At 70.1% G+C, this 15,244-nt stretch carries 20 protein-coding genes; 6 read left to right on the top strand and 14 right to left on the bottom strand.

All coding sequences use genetic code 11. The features are described 5' to 3' along the window. Window positions 1-124 precede the first annotated feature (124 nt). On the top strand, window positions 125-316 hold the full coding sequence (locus tag OHA73_RS23975) for a hypothetical protein (RefSeq protein WP_266712512.1): 192 nt from the start codon (window positions 125-127) through the stop codon (window positions 314-316). A 50-nt stretch (window positions 317-366) separates the two neighbouring features. Here the strand turns inward: OHA73_RS23975 and OHA73_RS23970 are convergent, their stop codons facing one another. Next, on the bottom strand, window positions 367-1,323 hold the full coding sequence (locus OHA73_RS23970) for a winged helix-turn-helix domain-containing protein (protein WP_267069725.1): 957 nt from the start codon (window positions 1,321-1,323) through the stop codon (window positions 367-369). Window positions 1,324-1,489: 166 nt separating this feature from the next. Here OHA73_RS23970 and OHA73_RS23965 point away from each other — a divergent pair, with 166 nt between their 5' ends. Further along, window positions 1,490-1,675, top strand: a complete 186-nt coding sequence (locus OHA73_RS23965; protein ID WP_327656086.1) for a hypothetical protein — start codon at window positions 1,490-1,492, stop codon at window positions 1,673-1,675. 114 nt (window positions 1,676-1,789) lie between these two features. Here OHA73_RS23965 and OHA73_RS23960 read toward each other — a convergent pair whose 3' ends face one another. Next, entirely contained in the window at window positions 1,790-3,082 is a 1,293-nt protein-coding gene (locus tag OHA73_RS23960; RefSeq protein WP_327656085.1) for a GNAT family N-acetyltransferase, read from the bottom strand. Between the two features lie 165 nt (window positions 3,083-3,247). After that, the gene (locus tag OHA73_RS23955; protein WP_443063118.1) at window positions 3,248-3,874 is read right to left on the bottom strand and encodes an RsiG family protein; all 627 of its coding nucleotides are present in this window, start codon (window positions 3,872-3,874) and stop codon (window positions 3,248-3,250) included. Window positions 3,875-4,073: 199 nt separating this feature from the next. Between OHA73_RS23955 and dtd the strand changes: the two genes are divergently transcribed. Beyond that, window positions 4,074-4,499 carry a D-aminoacyl-tRNA deacylase gene (gene dtd, locus OHA73_RS23950; RefSeq protein ID WP_327656084.1) on the top strand — a complete coding sequence of 142 codons (426 nt, stop codon included), beginning with the start codon at window positions 4,074-4,076 and terminating at the stop codon, window positions 4,497-4,499. Between the two features lie 12 nt (window positions 4,500-4,511). On the opposite strand, the gene ygfZ is transcribed toward dtd, so the two are convergent. The 11 genes from ygfZ to OHA73_RS23900 form a co-directional block, all read right to left on the bottom strand. Next, on the bottom strand, window positions 4,512-5,492 hold the full coding sequence (gene ygfZ / locus OHA73_RS23945) for a CAF17-like 4Fe-4S cluster assembly/insertion protein YgfZ (protein WP_266712507.1): 981 nt from the start codon (window positions 5,490-5,492) through the stop codon (window positions 4,512-4,514). Between the two features lie 34 nt (window positions 5,493-5,526). Continuing rightward, window positions 5,527-5,982, bottom strand: coding sequence for a Fur family transcriptional regulator (locus tag OHA73_RS23940; RefSeq protein WP_266712506.1), 456 nt, complete (start codon window positions 5,980-5,982; stop codon window positions 5,527-5,529). Window positions 5,983-6,021: 39 nt separating this feature from the next. Continuing rightward, entirely contained in the window at window positions 6,022-6,615 is a 594-nt protein-coding gene (locus OHA73_RS23935) for an FABP family protein (protein ID WP_327656083.1), read from the bottom strand. Between the two features lie 256 nt (window positions 6,616-6,871). Beyond that, entirely contained in the window at window positions 6,872-7,132 is a 261-nt protein-coding gene (locus OHA73_RS23930) for a DUF3099 domain-containing protein (protein WP_266712504.1), read from the bottom strand. A gap of 123 nt (window positions 7,133-7,255) precedes the next feature. Next, window positions 7,256-7,543, bottom strand: coding sequence for a DUF1416 domain-containing protein (locus OHA73_RS23925; protein ID WP_266712503.1), 288 nt, complete (start codon window positions 7,541-7,543; stop codon window positions 7,256-7,258). A gap of 32 nt (window positions 7,544-7,575) precedes the next feature. After that, the gene (locus tag OHA73_RS23920) at window positions 7,576-8,421 is read right to left on the bottom strand and encodes a sulfurtransferase (protein WP_266712502.1); all 846 of its coding nucleotides are present in this window, start codon (window positions 8,419-8,421) and stop codon (window positions 7,576-7,578) included. Between the two features lie 116 nt (window positions 8,422-8,537). After that, entirely contained in the window at window positions 8,538-8,618 is an 81-nt protein-coding gene (locus tag OHA73_RS45780) for a putative leader peptide (protein WP_352133573.1), read from the bottom strand. A 212-nt stretch (window positions 8,619-8,830) separates the two neighbouring features. After that, window positions 8,831-9,568 carry an LmeA family phospholipid-binding protein gene (locus tag OHA73_RS23915; RefSeq protein WP_266712501.1) on the bottom strand — a complete coding sequence of 246 codons (738 nt, stop codon included), beginning with the start codon at window positions 9,566-9,568 and terminating at the stop codon, window positions 8,831-8,833. 35 nt (window positions 9,569-9,603) lie between these two features. Beyond that, complete coding sequence (locus tag OHA73_RS23910; protein WP_327656082.1) at window positions 9,604-10,656, bottom strand: hypothetical protein; 1,053 nt, start codon at window positions 10,654-10,656, stop codon at window positions 9,604-9,606. 7 nt (window positions 10,657-10,663) lie between these two features. Then, a complete protein-coding gene (locus OHA73_RS23905; RefSeq protein ID WP_327656081.1) occupies window positions 10,664-10,918 on the bottom strand; it encodes a MoaD/ThiS family protein in 255 nt (84 codons plus the stop codon). A 57-nt stretch (window positions 10,919-10,975) separates the two neighbouring features. After that, window positions 10,976-11,803, bottom strand: coding sequence for an alpha/beta hydrolase (locus OHA73_RS23900; protein ID WP_443063117.1), 828 nt, complete (start codon window positions 11,801-11,803; stop codon window positions 10,976-10,978). Between the two features lie 247 nt (window positions 11,804-12,050). Here OHA73_RS23900 and OHA73_RS23895 point away from each other — a divergent pair, with 247 nt between their 5' ends. From OHA73_RS23895 to OHA73_RS23885, 3 genes are all read left to right on the top strand, one after another. Next, on the top strand, window positions 12,051-12,890 hold the full coding sequence (locus OHA73_RS23895; RefSeq protein WP_267069730.1) for a response regulator transcription factor: 840 nt from the start codon (window positions 12,051-12,053) through the stop codon (window positions 12,888-12,890). Between the two features lie 53 nt (window positions 12,891-12,943). Next, window positions 12,944-13,966, top strand: a complete 1,023-nt coding sequence (locus OHA73_RS23890) for a LacI family DNA-binding transcriptional regulator (RefSeq protein ID WP_266712493.1) — start codon at window positions 12,944-12,946, stop codon at window positions 13,964-13,966. Window positions 13,967-14,078: 112 nt separating this feature from the next. After that, a complete protein-coding gene (locus OHA73_RS23885; protein WP_327656080.1) occupies window positions 14,079-15,182 on the top strand; it encodes a S1C family serine protease in 1,104 nt (367 codons plus the stop codon). Window positions 15,183-15,244 lie beyond the last annotated feature (62 nt).

Here is a 15,244-nt window from a genome sequence, read left to right as displayed (position 1 = left end):
CGACCAAGTGGGGACAACTCCAGTGCAGTTGGTCGCCAACTTGGAAGAAGGTGGCCGATGGTGGCAACGAAGGAGACCAAGTAAGGCCCATCAGCGAAGCAACGCCGAAGCAGGAGGAACCACCATGTCCGTTCTCAGCCTCCTCTCCGCGGTGGTCGTGATCGCCTTCGAGCAGCTCGCGCAGTGGCACTACGGTCCGGCCGGCCTCGCCGGCCTGCTCCTGCTCGCCATCGGCGCCAAGGCCAGGAATGCCACCTGTAGTTCGGTGGGCGGCGTGCTGCTCGCACTCACAGTGGCCGGGCCCGCGCTGCACTGAACCGGCCCACCGTCACCGACCGGGCCCGCCATCACTGGCCGGGCCCACCGTCATGAGCTGAGCCACAGGTCCTGGCTGATCGTGTTCCACAGGCCGTTGAACCAAAGGTGGGACTGCTCCACGAACGTCGTGTCGCGCAGCCCCGCCCCGTGCTCGAACGCGAAGAGCATCTGCCGCACGCCCTGCGCGTCGTACACATCCACCCGCTCATGGTCGATCTGCTCGCCGTGTCTGGCCAGCGTGTAGTACGCGAACAGCGCCTCGTTGCTGTTGAGCAGGTAGAGCTTGACCGGGGGCGTGAACGGCAGCGCGCGGAACTCCACCGTGACGTCCATGCCGTGCGTGGCCCGCAGAGCCAGCAGATTGTGGCGCAGCACCTGCCCCTGCGCGTTGCGCTGCGCCAGCCAGTCGCGCCGCAGCCTGCCGCCCACCGCCGCCTCCGCCCGCGAGGCCTCCGCCGCCCGCGACACGGGCTCGACGACCGGTGGCGCGGGCGCGGGAAACGCGAGGTCGATGTCCCGGCTCGGCAGCAGCACCCGCACCCGGACCCTGGCCGGTTTCGTACGCCCCTCGTGGATGAGGCGCAGCGGTTCACCCATCGCGAGGGTCAACGAGACCGCCGTCATGCACAGGGCGTCGATCTCCACGTCGGCCTGCTGGAAGGCTTCGGCGATGCGCGGAGCGAGCGTCACCATGGTCGACTGCGGCTGCGCCTCGGGGCCGAGCAGCGCGGGCCGCGGATGCCGAGCGACCGTGGCCGGGCTGCCCTTCGTGGCGTTCACCAACAGGTTCTCGGACTGCAGAATGCGCAGCGCCTGACGTACGGCGGAGCGCTCCACACCGAATTCGCCCGCCAACTGTGCCTGTGTAGGCATCCGTTGGCCGGGACTCAGGCGGCCGGACGTGATCCGGTCGCGCAGCGCGTCGGCCACTTCGCGGTGCGTGTAGCGCGCCCGCTGTGACCTGGGCCGTCCGTTGACGGCGGCATGCTCCCCACTCACAACCAAACCCTACAACTTCCCGCCATCTTTGGGGAGTTGAGGTGAAGGTGGTTATGAGCCGCCCTTCAACGGAGATAACTACCTTTGAGTTGGTGACCAACTTCCCGGACATGGTCGGGGGACCTGAAGTTGGTCACCACTAAGGACCTCAGGTCCTGAAGGAGGTAGGACAATGCCGCTCTTCGCCATCGTCATCGCCGCACTCGCCATCGGGTTCGAGCAGCTCATCCAGTGGAAGTACGGGCCGATGGGCATCATCGCCTTCATCGTTCTCTCCATCGGCCTCAAGGCCAAGAACACCGTGATCAGCGGCATCGGGGCCGTCGTCCTCGTGATGCTGCTCGCCCAGAGCGGCTGACCGGGCTCCCTTCCGGAGGGGAGCCGGGAGCCCGGTCGGTCAGTACGTCGTCAGCACATCGTCAGTACGTCGTACGTGAATGGGGTCGCGGCCCAGATCACCAAGGGCCGCGGCTCAGAACACATCGGGGCACCACGGCCGCCGCGAGGTCCGCAGCAGGGCGCCGAGCCCGGCGGCCGCACCCTCCTCGTGCTCCACGATCCGCCCCAGGGCGGCGAGCCGCACCGCGGACTCGCCGCCCAGCCACAGAGCACCCAACTCGCGTACGTCGACCGTGAGTTGGGTCGAGGCGGCGCCCGGCGAACAGACCGCCCCACCGGGCGCCGCCGTCAACGTGAACCGCCCGCCCGCGAGCCCCGCGGGGTCGAGCACCTCGAACGCGATCTCCCCGCTGGTGTCGTACGAGCGCGCTTCCAGGGCCCGTACGACGTCCAGGATCCGCACCCACATCAAGTCGGCCTGCTGCGTCACGCGGGCCGCGCGCGGGTCCGGGAGGAGGTCCGGCAACAGGTCGTCCGAGGCGCGGTGCCCGCTCTCCACGACGGTGACCCAGTCGACCGAGCAGACGAAGTGCCACAGGGCCCGCTCGGCGGTCGGGGTGAGAGCGAGCAGGTCCTGCACCTTCGCCGTGCACGTCGGCTGCATGTGGTCGTTGAACCGGGCCTCCGTGCGGTACGCGACCAGGCCCTCCACCTCGCCGCGCGCGTTGCGGTACACCGCGTAGAACGGCTCCGTCCACGGGTCCTCCGGGGTCGGCCACAGGCCGGTGTTGTACTGCCACCACTGCTCGCCGCGCGAGACAAGACCGGCGACCCGTCCGCGCAGCTTCGTGTGCAGCTCCGGGCCCACCTTGCGGATCTCCTCGGCGTCGGCCATGTCCACCCGGCCGCCGCCGTCGGGCCCCGACCAGCGGGCGTCGAGACCGGACCGCACCACGTCGATCTCCCAGGTCGTGGTGGTGGTCGCGGGGCCGAAGCCGAACCGGCCGTAGATCGGGTACTCGGCGGCGATCAGCGTGGCCGCGACGTCGCCGCGTTCCTTCGCCTCGGCGAGGTCGGCGGCCATCATGCGGCTGAGCAGGCCGCGGCGGCGGTGCGTGGGGCTGACGGTGACGTTGGTGATCGCGTCCGTGGGGACGGTGGCGCCACCCGGCACGGTGAGCTCCTGCGCGAAGGAGCGGAAGGTGGCGACCTGGCGGGTGCCGTCGCCTCCGGCGGGGGCGAAGGCGGCGCGGGTGCGGGTGAGGTCGAAGTGGGAGCGGACCTTGGCGACCCTCTGGGGTGAGGCGGTCGGGGGGCGCAGGAAGCCGGTGTCGAGGGTGCGGCACCAGTCGGGCAGCTCGTCCTCGGTGACGGCCCGGACGTCTATTGCTTCGCGGTCATCAGGGGTGGCGGCACGGTTACTCATGAGCTCACGCTAGGCGGGCCCCGACGTGCGTGTCGCCCCGATTCTTCCCCCGCCGCGGGGCTCCGCCCCGGCCCCCGCGCCTCAAACGCCGGCGGGGCTGGTTTTGCCCCGGTCGCCCGCCCCGGCCCCGCAGGCTCTCGTCTCAGAGCGGGCTTGATGTGCCCCTCAGTCGCCGGTGAAGCCCGTCGTGCCGGTCAGGAGGTCGTCGACCTGGGCCTCGCCCGCCCGGTAGCGGCGAGCGATCTCCGCGCTGCAGTCGTCCGCCGTGCGCTGCAGCTGGTGGCGGCGGCGCGAGACCAGCTGCTCGTAGCGGACGAGGCGGCCCATCGCCGCGAGCAGTTCGTCGTCCGTCCGCGCCGCCAGGTCGGAGAGTTCGACCTCGGCGAGCATCTCCTGGGCGAGGCGCCGGGACTCCTCGCTGTGCGGGGTGCCGAGCGTGACGTGCCGGGCCGACGAGCGCTGCCGCGTCGGCTGGTCCCGCAGGATCTCCGAGAGCCGGTCCACGACGGGCGACTCGGGGTCCTTCCGCCGGCCCAGCTCGGCCCGCAGGATGTCGATACGGCCCTGGAGCAGGCGTCGTACGTAGCTCAGGTCCGCCTCGTTCTGCTGGGAGTCGCGGCGCAGCGTGCGCAGCTCCGGCAGGCGCAGGGCCGACAGGTCCGGGGCGGGCACGGCGGGCAGTTCCGGGCTGTCGGTCCGCTGGGCCGGCGGGCGGGTCAGCGGGGCCACCCGTTCCCTGTGCGTCAGCGATACGGGCTGCCCGGGCAGCCCCGTACTCGTTGTGTGGCTCATGGCATGGGTATCCATGGTCTGCTTACCGTCCCCTCGACCGGACCGCGCCGCACGCCACCGACGCACCGCGTGTCAGCATGGTGCCACTCCCAGTGCCCACTTCGGGCCCGAGTGCCCCAGATCCGCCCCGGATGGGGGGTTGGGGAGTATGCCAAACCCCTTGGGGAGAAGGAAAAACGGCGCACGGCATGATGGCCGTATGCGAGCAGTGGTGCAGAGGGTGGACGGCGCGAGCGTCGTCGTGGACGACGAGACGGTCGGCGAGATCAAGGGCGAGGGCCTGTGCGTCCTCGTCGGGGTCACGCACGAGGACACCAAGGAGAAGGCGGCCCAACTGGCCCGCAAACTCTGGTCGGTGCGGATGCTGGCCGATGAGAAGTCGTGCAGCGACATCAATGCGCCGCTCCTCGTGATCAGCCAGTTCACGCTCTACGGAGACGCCCGCAAGGGCCGCCGCCCCACCTGGAACGCCGCCGCGCCAGGACCGGTCGCCGAGCCGCTGGTCGACGAGGTCGTGGCGCAGCTGCGGGCGCTCGGCGCGACCGTGGCGACGGGCCGGTTCGGGGCGCAGATGCGAGTGTCCCTGACGAACGACGGCCCGTTCACGGTGCTCCTGGAGATGTGATTCCCCAGCGAATCAGGGTTCTACGACGATCTCCTGCGCCGCCGCCGTGGCCTCCGCGAGGAGCTCCGCGTCGGCCGGCACGTTCCGCTTGATGACCGCGAGCGCGATCGGGCCGAGCTCGTGGTGGCGCACGGAGGTCGTCACGACACCGATCTTGCGGCCCTCGGGGCCGTCCGCGGCGAGCCGCACCTCGGCGCCGTGCGGCGGCAGGTGCACCTCGCTGCCGTCCAGGTGCAGGAAGACGAGCCGCCGCGGCGGCTTGCCGAGGTTGTGCACGCGGGCGACGGTCTCCTGCCCCCGGTAGCAGCCCTTCTGCAGATGCACGGCCGAGCCGATCCAGCCCAGCTCGTGCGGAATGGTGCGGTGGTCCGTCTCGAAGCCGAAGCGCGGGCGGTGCTGCTCGACGCGCAGCGCCTCGTAGGCGAGCAGCCCGACCGTCGGGCCGTTCTCACCCGCGTACGACTCCAGGTCGGCGCGCGGCAGGAACAGGTCGCGGCCGTGCGGCGTCTCGCGCACGACCACCCCGTCGGGCACCGGCGCGATCGACCCGGCCGGCAGGTGCACGACGGCGAACTCGTCGGTCCGGTCGGCGGTCTCGACCCGGTAGAAGAACTTCATGGACTCCAGGTACGCGAGGAGGGACTCCTGCGTGCCCGGTTCCACGTGCGCCCACGTCGTCGTGCCGTCGTCGACGAGGTACAGGGCGTGCTCGATGTGCCCGTTGGCGGAGAGGATCAGCGCCTCGGTGGCCCGGTCCGGCTCCAGCTGCTCCACGTGCTGGGTGAGCAGCAGGTGCAGCCAGCTCAGCCGGTCGGCGCCGGTGACCGTGATCACGCCGCGGTGCGACAGGTCGACGACGCCCGCCCCGTCGGCGAGGGCCCGCTGTTCGCGGAACAGGTCGCCGTAGTGCGCGGCGACGCCTTCGTCCACGCCCTCGGCGGGAACGGCGCCGGGCAGGGCCAGCAGGGGGCTGCTCGTTGAATGTCGCTGCATGTTCACACACACTACGACGAGTGGGCGGACGCGCTTATTCCTGCGTCCGCCCCTTGTTCTTGGCGTTCTTGGCGCAGTTCTCGCAGCGCCCGAAGATCGCGAAGTGCTTGAGGTCGGTGTCGAAACCGAACTCCTCGCGCAGCTTGGCGGTGAACTCCGCCGCCACGTCCACATCCGCCTCGATCACGTTCGTACAGTCCCGGCAGACCATATGGATGTGATGGTGCCGGTCGGCGAGGTGGTACGTGGGCGCGCCGTGACCGAGATGGGCGTGCGAGACGAGCCCGAGCTCCTCCAGGAGCTCGAGGGTCCGGTAGACCGTCGAAATGTTGACCCCCGACGCCGTCTTGCGCACTTCGCACAAAATGTCGTCGGGGGTCGCATGCTCCAGGGTGTCCACGGCTTCCAGGACAAGCTGGCGCTGCGGCGTCAGCCGGTAGCCGCGCTGCCGCAGATCGCTCTTCCAGTCGATGCCTTCGGTGCTCACCACACCGACGAGTCTAGAACTACTTGGAGAGAGCGATTCGGCCTACTTGAAGAACGCGATGCCGTCGTCCGGCATGTCCGGGAGGTTGCGCGCCATCTCGGCGACCTCGTCGGGGGAGACGACCTTCTTGAGCTGGGCCGACATGTAGGGGCGCAGCGGAACCTCGGGGGTCTGCTTCTCGCCGACCCACATGAGGTCGCTCTTCACGTAGCCGTAGAGGCGCTTGCCGCCGCTGTACGGGCCGGAGGCCGCCGTGCGGGCCACCGCGTCCGTGGCGATGTCGATCTGCGGCTTCTTGTCGGCGAGCTCGCCGTACCAGACCTCGACGACGCCGTCGTCGCGGACCATGACGACCTCGACCTGGCTGGGGCGGCCCTTGTCACCCTCGGCGGCGGAGATCCGCCAGAAGCCGGACTCGGACTCCAGGGGCTTCACCTTGTTGCCCTCGGCGTCCAGGATCCAGGAGTGCGAGTGGTACTCCAGGAAGTCCCGCCCGTCGTGGGTGAAGGAGACCTCCTGACCGAAGTTGGCCTTCTCGGCGCCCGGGAAGTCGGTGACGCCGGCGCCCGCCCAGTCGCCCAGGAGGAAGGCGAGGGGGACGAGGTCGGGGTGCAGGTCGGACGGGATCTGGATCATGAGCGGTTCAGACGTCTCTCAGTGGGGGGTCAGCGCTGGCCCTGGTACAGCTTCTTCACGGTCAGACCCGCGAAGGCGACGACGCCGACGCAGACCAGGACGAGAAGGGTGGAGAAGAAGGCCTCAAGCACGGGATTGCTCCTCGGTGAGCGGAACGTATGCGGATAACAGAGCCGGACACCACTGTAGTCGTCCGGGCACCGGCGCTCTCGGCGAGGTCGGTCACAGCGGGTGCGACTCGGGTGCCACTGGGGTGTCACTGGTGACGCTTCTTGCCGTCCAGTTCGTCCCACCACTCGTCGGACTTCGGATCGCCGGAGGGGTCGTCCCACCAGCGGTCGTCGGGCCCTCGCCGGTTGGCGACGATGGCCGCGAAGGGCGGGATGACCATGGCGACGACGCACATGGCGACCGCCGCGGGCACCGACCAGAGCCGTACGACGCCCCAGGCCAGGACGAACAGGGCGATGCATACGCCCATCATGGCGAAGTAGGCGTGCTTCCGCCGTGCGTACATACCTTCAGCGTAAGCCCGTGCGGGCGGCCCGGCTCCGGCTCCGTACATGCCGAAGGACCGCACCCGTACCAGTGGCGTCCAACCCAGGCGGGGTGCGGCCCTTCAGCCGTTGTGTGTGACCGCTCAGACGGCGATCGCGACCTCGGCGAGGCCGCCGGTCTGGGCGACGACCGTACGGTCGGCCTGGCCGCCGGGGACCAGGGCGCGCAGGGTCCACGTGCCCTCGGCCGCGTAGAAGCGGAACTGGCCCGTGGCCGAGGTGGGGACCTCGGCGGTGAACTCGCCGGTCGAGTCCAGCAGGCGCACGTAACCGGTGACGGGCTCGCCGTCCTTGGTCACCTGGCCCTGGATGGTGGTCTCACCGGGCTTGATCGTCGAGGCGTCGGGGCCGCCGGCCTTCGCTCCGCACATGTTGCTCTCCTAGGAAGTAAAGGTCGCTGGGGTTACTTGTTGGCGCCGAGCTCGATCGGCACGCCGACGAGGGAGCCGTACTCGGTCCACGAGCCGTCGTAGTTCTTGACGTTCTCCTGGCCGAGCAGCTCGTGCAGCACGAACCAGGTGAGCGCGGAGCGCTCACCGATGCGGCAGTACGCGACGGTGTCCTTGGCGAGGTCGACCTGCTCGTCCTCGTACAGGGCCTTGAGCTCGTCGTCCGACTTGAACGTGCCGTCGTCGTTGGCGTTCTTCGACCACGGGATGTTGCGCGCGGACGGGACGTGGCCCGGACGCTGCGACTGCTCCTGCGGGAGGTGGGCCGGGGCGAGCAGCTTGCCGGAGAACTCGTCGGGCGAACGCACGTCGACGAGGTTCTGGTTGCCGATCGCATTGACGACGTCGTCGCGGAAGGCGCGGATCGACGTGTCCTGCGGCTTGGCCTTGTACTGCGTGGCCGGACGGTTCGGAACCTGCGCGCCGTCGACCAGGTCGCGGGAGTCGAGCTCCCACTTCTTGCGGCCGCCGTCGAGGAGCTTCACGTCCTGGTGGCCGTAGAGCTTGAAGTACCAGAAGGCGTAGGAGGCGAACCAGTTGTTGTTGCCGCCGTAGAGGACGACGGTCGTGTCGTTGCCGATGCCCTTCTTCGACAGCAGCTCCTCGAAGCCGGCCTGGTCGATGAAGTCACGGCGGACCGGGTCCTGAAGGTCCTTGGTCCAGTCGATCCGGATCGCGTTCTTGATGTGGTTCTTGTCGTACGCGGACGTGTCTTCGTCCACCTCGACCAGCGCCACGTTGTCGTTGTCGAGGTTGGCCTCGACCCAGTCGGCGTCTACCAGGACGTCGCTGCGGCTCATGCTGATTCCTCCGGGGCAGTTGCGGGGGTATGCGAAAGGGGTGTGCGTAGCTGCACGGGGACCCCGAGACGTAGGCCTCAAGGGGTCCGGGGAAAGCGGGAGTTGATCCGTCCCACTCAGGCGGCGCGACAGAGCATGGCGGCGACGCGGCACAGGTCTACTGCCCGCCGCTTCGTGAGATCCGCCTGTCGCTTCATGGGTCCGATCGTAAGGACGTACCGGCGGCCGTGTCACCGGCGTGTCGGATGGTGAGACGAGATCGTCCGGAATATGAGAACGATCGCGATCCGGGACGGCATTCGCCCCGCCACCGCACCGCCGGACGCCCGGTGACATCTACTCTGCGGACGCCGTCGTCTCGCAGTTCGGACCGATGGCGCCCCGGGCCCGTTTCGGCATCTCCCCGGGCCTACCCGACCAGGTCGAGATCCGAACCCTTCACCGTGATCTCGATGCCCTGACCGACGGCCTGCACCCGGTCGAGCTTGATACCGGCCGGCAGGTCGTCGAGCGCCTGCTGGAAGTCGGTGACGCCCCGGAGTGGTCCGTCCGCCAGCTTGAACGCGCTCACGTCCGGCAGGCTGTCGGCGCGCGCGGAGAGCTTGCCGCCGTCGACGTCGACCGTGCTGCGCACCGTGGGCCGCACCGTGCCGAGCGGGGTCTTGATCGCGACCGTGACCTTGACCTTGTGGTCGCCGCCGTACGCGAGCCCGTCGATCCACGCGGAGATGCCGGGCGCGACCTGCGCCGGGCCCTCCTTCTTCACGGCCTTGAGGAGCTCGGTGTAGTCGATACGGGCGGTGCCGGTGGCCGAGTCGGCGGTGGCGGAGCTGTAGCTGCTGTCGAACTTCACGCCGTGCATCTCGGCCTTGAGGTCCGCGATACGGATGGCGGCGCCGTCGCTCTTGCCGCTCTTCGCCTCGAAGTCCTGGATGCCGAGCTGGACGTCGTCCAGGGTGCCGCCCGCGACCTGGGTCAGGAACGGGAAGCCGTTGATCGACACGTCGGGGGTCTGCCCCAGCCCCTCGCTCGTGCGGATCTTGTCGGCGGCCTTGCTCTCGGCGAAGTGGACCGCGATCCGGTCGGCCGCCACAAAAAGGCCGCCGATGACGACGACAAATATCAACAGTATTCGCAGTGCGCGCATGGCCCGGAGGGTACGCGAACCGCGCCGCACGGCCGCTAGCCGAGTGCGCGGCCCAGCAACCACACCGCCGGTGCGGCAGCGGCCAGCGGAAGCGCCACGCCCGCCGTCATGTGCACAAACCGCGACGGGTAGTCGTACGACGCGACCCGGTGGCCGATGACGGCGCAGGCACCCGCACCGAGGCCGAGGAAGGCGCCGCCCGAACCCAGGTCGGTCATACCGCCGGCGGCGATCCCCGCACCGGTGGCCGCGAGCAGCGCGACGACGACGGACACGACGGTCGGCAGCGGCAGCGCGCGGGCCACGATCGCGACCGCCACGGCCACCCCGCCGACCGTCACCGCCTCGGGATCGGCCGCGAGATGCCCGGTCGCCACGATCGCGAGCGCCGCGGAGGCGACCGTCGCCATCAGGCCGTACATCCGCTCGTCGGGCTCGGCGTGCGAACGCAGTTGGAGGACCAGGGTGAGCAGCACCCAGACGCCGAGCGTGCCGAGGATCGCGGCGGGGCCGTTGTCGCGGCCGGCCACGAGCAGCGCGATGTCCGCGACGACGCCGCCCATGAAGGCGAGCGCGATGCCCTGGCGGGCGGGCCACATCCCGTTGAGCCGGAACCAGCCCGCGGCCGTGACCGCCTGCAACACCACCAGCGGCACGAGCAGCGCGTACGAGCCGATGGCGGCACCACCGGCGAGCAACAGCGCAAGCACGGCGGTGAGCGCGGCAGGCTGGAGCCCGGGTTCGATGATGGGCGAACGGCCTTCGGCGCGGGCGCGCTGGGCAGCGGTGGCCACATCAGGCCCCGCGCTGGGACGAGAGCCCGCGGAGCCCCGCGCGGTGGGCTCCTCCGACATCTGCGGGGCGGGGCCCGTCGCAGGCCCCTGCGGCGCAGCCTCGTACGACCACTGCTGAGCCGGAGGCCCCCCGTACTCGTACCCCTGCTGCGGCACCGCCGACGGCTGCACCTGGGTGTCCCACGTACTGCCCTGCCACTGCTGCGTGGCCTCATCCTGGTACTGCTGCTGCGGCTGCCCATACGGGTCGTACTGAGGGTCGTACTGGTACGGGTACTGCTGGTTGTTGCTCATCGGGGTGTCATCCTCCTGCGAACGGCGGGAGCACCTCGACCGTGCCGCCCTCGGCAAGCCGTACCGTCTCATGGCCGCGGGTCCCGACCGGGTTCCCGTCGACGAGGAACGAGGAGCGCTGGAGGACCCGGACGAGATCGCCGGGGTGCCGCGTGCGCACCGTGTCCAACGCCGCGGCCAGGGTCTCGGCCTCGTACGGCTCCTCCGCGACGCCGGCGGCGGCCTTGGCCGCCGCCCAGAAGCGGATCGTGCCCTGCGCCATCCCGACTCCTCTCTCGGTCCCGCTCTGCTCTCTCGGTACTGCTCTGTGTGCGGCGTCCTATTGTGCGGCAAGCGTCGCCACGACCCACGCCCCGATCCGCTCGATCAGCTCGTCGCTCGCCGCGTTCTCGGCGTGGCCCATCCCCGCTTCGAGCCACAGCTCCGCGCCTCCGTCGGCCGCCGCCCCGAGCAGCATCCGGGGGTGGTCGACGGGAAAGTACGGGTCGCGGTCGCCGTGCACCACGAGCAGCGGGGTCGGCGCGATCAGCGGGACCGACTCGACCGGGGAGAGCGGGACCGGGTCCCAGTCGTACGGGTGGATCCGCGTGCCCAGCCCGAAGCGGCTGACAAGGCGCCCCGCGGGCCGGGTCACCGCCCAGTGCACCCGCCGCATCGGGGCCGTGCCGCGGTAGAACCACCGGGCGGGGGCGCTCACCGCGACGACCCCGTCAACGTGCGCTTCCGTGCGCCCCCTGTGCAGCGCGGCCTGCCGCAGCACCACGGAACCGCCCATGGAGAAGCCGACCGTCACCACGCGCGCGTGGCCGAGCGAGCGCGCCCATTCGACCGCCGCCGCGAGATCGAGCACTTCCTTGTCGCCGACCGTGGACCGTCCGCCGGAGCGTCCGTGCCCCCTGAACGAGAACGTGACCACGGCCGCACGCTGCGCGAACACCGCTGCCGCGCGGCGCACATGGGGCCGTTCCAGATCGCCGGTGAAGCCGTGCGCGAGCACGATCGCCGGGGCTTCGGGGCCGCCGGGACCGGGCTCGTAGGAGGCCTCGATGGCGACTCCGTCGTGTGTCCGGAGCATCACGCGTTGTCTCCGTTCCGTGATCGGCCACACAGAAGATCCACGCTTGTCACCTGCCGGACCCCAACTCATGTGGGCTATTCTGCTGGGAAGAGGACTCGGGCAATGCAGCCCCCGGGTCCTTTTGTGCTTTCAAGGGCGTTGTATACGACGCCCCGAAAACACAGGCAAAACAGCAGGTCAGAACCCCAGGGCGCGGGGTCTCCTGCCAGTACGAAGCAGTGCCGCAAACGTCCTCGTAGGGACCCGAGGAGGAACCAGACGTTATGGGCGAGCGAACCGTGCACGAACGTATGACGACCCAGGCAGGTGGGCGGCGATGAGTTCTCTGCTGCTCCTTACGAATGCCCTTCAGCCGTCGACGGAGGTGCTCCCCGCTCTCGGCCTGCTCCTGCACAACGTGCGAGTGGCTCCGGCGGAGGGCCCCGCACTCGTCGACACACCAGGTGCCGATGTCATCCTCATCGACGGGCGCCGAGACCTCCCGCAGGTCCGCAGTCTCTGTCAGCTGCTCCGCTCGACGGGGCCCGGCTGTCCGCTGGTGCTCGTCGTGACGGAGGGCGGCCTCGCGGCCGTCACCGCGGACTGGGGCATCGACGACGTACTCCTGGACACCGCGGGACCCGCGGAGGTCGAGGCACGCCTCCGGCTCGCGATGGGCCGGCAGCAGATCGTCACCGACGACTCCCCCATGGAGATCCGCAACGGTGATCTGTCGGTGGACGAGGCGACCTACAGCGCGAAGCTCAAGGGCCGGGTCCTCGACCTGACCTTCAAGGAGTTCGAGCTCCTGAAGTACCTGGCGCAGCACCCCGGTCGCGTGTTCACGCGCGCCCAGCTGCTCCAGGAGGTCTGGGGCTACGACTACTTCGGCGGCACCCGGACCGTGGACGTCCACGTGCGAAGGCTGCGGGCCAAGCTCGGGCCGGAGCACGAGTCGCTGATCGGCACCGTGCGCAACGTGGGCTACCGCTTCGTCACCCCGGAGAAGCCGGAGAAGAAGGCGGAGAAGAACGCCGAGGCGCGGGCCGAGAAGCAGGCGGAACGGGAGGCCGAGCAGCGGGCCGCGGCCGCGAACAAGGCGGATACCGCAGAAAACACGGACAAGGTTCCGTCCCCCGTGGACGGAGTGGGCCGCCCGGCCCCCGTGCGCCGTTAGCGGTGCGGCTCACGCCCTGCCCAGAGGGTGGTCCATCCGCGTAGACTCCGCGCGTGGCCAAGGTGACTCGGGACGATGTGGCGCGACTGGCGGGTACCTCGACCGCCGTCGTGTCCTACGTGATCAACAACGGACCCCGGCCGGTCGCCCCGGCCACGCGCGAGCGCGTGCAGGCCGCGATCAAGGAGCTGGGGTACCGGCCCGACCGGGTCGCCCAGGCCATGGCCTCGCGGCGTACCGACCTCATAGGCATGATCGTGCCGGACGCGCGCCAGCCGTTCTTCGCGGAGATGACGCACGCCGTCGAACAGGCGGCGTCCGAGCGCGGAAAAATGGTGCTGGTCGGCAACTCGGACTACACGCCCGACCGTGAGGTGCACTATGTGCGCGCCTTCCTCGGCATGCGGGTCTCGGGCCTGATCCTCGTCTCGCACGGTTTCAACGACCTCGCGGCGAACGAGATCGAGGCCTGGGACGCCCGCGTCGTGCTGCTGCACGAGCGGCCCGAGGCGATCGACGACGTCGCGGTCGTGACCGATGACGTCGGCGGCGCCCAGCTCGCCACCCGGCACCTCCTGGAGCACGGCCACGAGTACGTCGCCTGCCTGGGCGGCACCGCGGACACCCCGTCCGTCGGCGACCCGGTCTCCGACCACGTCGAGGGCTGGCGTCGCGCCATGAAGGAGGCGGGGCGGTCCATCGACGGCCGGCTCTTCGAGGCGCCGTACAACCGCTACGACGCCTACAAGGTGGCGCTCGGCCTGCTGGCCGGGCCCGACCGGCCGCCCGCGATCTTCTGCTCCACGGACGACCAGGCCATCGGGGTGCTGCGGGCCGCGCGCGAGCTGCGCCTCGACGTGCCGGGCGAGCTCGCGGTGGCCGGGTTCGACGACGTGAAGGAGGCGGGGCTCACTGATCCGCCGCTGACCACCGTCGCCTCGGACCGGCCCGCGATGGCGCGGGCCGCCGTGGACCTCGTCCTGGACGACTCGCTGCGGGTGGCCGGGTCGCGGCGCGAGCGGCTGAAGCTGTTCCCCTCGCGGCTGGTCGTCCGGCAGTCCTGCGGCTGCCCGTAGGCTCCGCCGACCCGTCTTTACTTCGGGTCTTTACTTCGGGCAAACAGGGTTCTGCTGGGACTCTCAGGGCGCACTCAGCCGGCTCTCATGTACGCGCCACAGGCTTGGTGCCATGACCGAGACCTACCGCCGAAGCGGCGATGACTCCCAGGCCTACCCTCCGCAGCCCCCGTACCTGCCGGGCGTGGTGCTCTCCGAGCAGACGCACGAGCAGCCGCGTTACGAGCAGCCGCGTTACGAGCACCCGCAGCAGGAGTACTCGCAGCAGGCGCAGCAGTCGCAGCAGGAGCACCCGCAGCACGAGCAGCCGCAGCACGGCAGCCCGAAGAAGAAGCGGCTGCGCGGACCGGCCGGGCTCATCACGGCGGTGGCGATCGCGGCGGCGGCCGTCGGCGGCGGCACCGCGTACGCCTTCCAGGAGCTGACCGGCTCCGCCACGGCCTCGTCCTCCACCAGCACCACAGTGGTGCCCAGCAGCAAGAAGGGCACCGTGTCCGGCGTCGCGGAGGCGGTCAGCCCGTCGATCGTCGAGATCAACGCGACGCTCGGCTCCGGTTCCTCGACCGGCTCCGGCGTGATCATCACGAGCGGCGGCGAGATCGTCACCAACAACCACGTCGTGTCCGGCGCCTCCTCCGTCAAGGTCTCGACGAGCGACGGCAAGACGTACACGGCGGAGGTCGTCGGCACCGACGCGAAGAAGGACCTCGCGCTCATCAAGCTGAAGAACGCCTCCGGCCTCAAGGCCGCGACGCTCGGCGACTCCGAGGGCGTCAAGGTCGGCGACGACGTCGTCGCGATCGGCTCCCCCGAGGGCCTGACCGGCACCGTGACCAGCGGCATCGTCTCCGCGCTCCAGCGCGATGTCACCGTCTCCACCGACGAGGACCAGCAGCAGCAACAGCAGCAGGGCGGCGGCAGCGGCCAGTGGCCGTTCGAGTACGGCGGCCAGGAGTTCAACGGCGACACCGGCTCGTCCAAGACGACGTACAAGGCCATTCAGACGGACGCGTCGCTCAACCCCGGCAACTCCGGTGGCGCGCTCATCGACATGAACGGCAACATCGTCGGCATCAACTCGGCGATGTACTCGTCCGCTTCGGACTCCTCCACGTCGGCCTCCAGCAACGGCAGCGTGGGCCTCGGCTTCGCCATCCCGATCAACACGGTCAAGGCGGACCTGGACACGCTGCGAGCCGGCGGCAGCGACAGCTGACGCCACACCCGGGGTGGCCGTGCGAGGCTGAGAGACGCCGACCGCCCACCCGTACCCACCGA

It is taken from the genome of Streptomyces sp. NBC_00483, from assembly GCF_036013745.1.
In the GTDB taxonomy this organism is placed as follows: Bacteria; Actinomycetota; Actinomycetes; order Streptomycetales; family Streptomycetaceae; genus Streptomyces.
Note: the sequence above shows the minus strand (reverse complement) of the source record. Positions and strands in the feature narration are given on the sequence as shown.

Coding starts and splice junctions, on each gene's coding strand:
- OHA73_RS23975 (WP_266712512.1), top strand. CDS start 125: ATGTCCGTTCTCAGCCTCCTCTCCGCGGTGGTCGTGATCGCCTTCGAG.
- OHA73_RS23965 (WP_327656086.1), top strand. CDS start 1,490: ATGCCGCTCTTCGCCATCGTCATCGCCGCACTCGCCATCGGGTTCGAG.
- OHA73_RS23960 (WP_327656085.1), bottom strand. CDS start 3,082: ATGAGTAACCGTGCCGCCACCCCTGATGACCGCGAAGCAATAGACGTC.
- OHA73_RS23955 (WP_443063118.1), bottom strand. CDS start 3,874: ATGAGCCACACAACGAGTACGGGGCTGCCCGGGCAGCCCGTATCGCTG.
- dtd (WP_327656084.1), top strand. CDS start 4,074: ATGCGAGCAGTGGTGCAGAGGGTGGACGGCGCGAGCGTCGTCGTGGAC.
- ygfZ (WP_266712507.1), bottom strand. CDS start 5,492: ATGCAGCGACATTCAACGAGCAGCCCCCTGCTGGCCCTGCCCGGCGCC.
- OHA73_RS23935 (WP_327656083.1), bottom strand. CDS start 6,615: ATGATCCAGATCCCGTCCGACCTGCACCCCGACCTCGTCCCCCTCGCC.
- OHA73_RS23930 (WP_266712504.1), bottom strand. CDS start 7,132: ATGTACGCACGGCGGAAGCACGCCTACTTCGCCATGATGGGCGTATGC.
- OHA73_RS23925 (WP_266712503.1), bottom strand. CDS start 7,543: ATGTGCGGAGCGAAGGCCGGCGGCCCCGACGCCTCGACGATCAAGCCC.
- OHA73_RS23920 (WP_266712502.1), bottom strand. CDS start 8,421: ATGAGCCGCAGCGACGTCCTGGTAGACGCCGACTGGGTCGAGGCCAAC.
- OHA73_RS45780 (WP_352133573.1), bottom strand. CDS start 8,618: ATGAAGCGACAGGCGGATCTCACGAAGCGGCGGGCAGTAGACCTGTGC.
- OHA73_RS23915 (WP_266712501.1), bottom strand. CDS start 9,568: ATGCGCGCACTGCGAATACTGTTGATATTTGTCGTCGTCATCGGCGGC.
- OHA73_RS23910 (WP_327656082.1), bottom strand. CDS start 10,656: ATGAGCAACAACCAGCAGTACCCGTACCAGTACGACCCTCAGTACGAC.
- OHA73_RS23905 (WP_327656081.1), bottom strand. CDS start 10,918: ATGGCGCAGGGCACGATCCGCTTCTGGGCGGCGGCCAAGGCCGCCGCC.
- OHA73_RS23900 (WP_443063117.1), bottom strand. CDS start 11,803: ATGAGTTGGGGTCCGGCAGGTGACAAGCGTGGATCTTCTGTGTGGCCG.
- OHA73_RS23895 (WP_267069730.1), top strand. CDS start 12,051: ATGAGTTCTCTGCTGCTCCTTACGAATGCCCTTCAGCCGTCGACGGAG.
- OHA73_RS23885 (WP_327656080.1), top strand. CDS start 14,079: ATGACCGAGACCTACCGCCGAAGCGGCGATGACTCCCAGGCCTACCCT.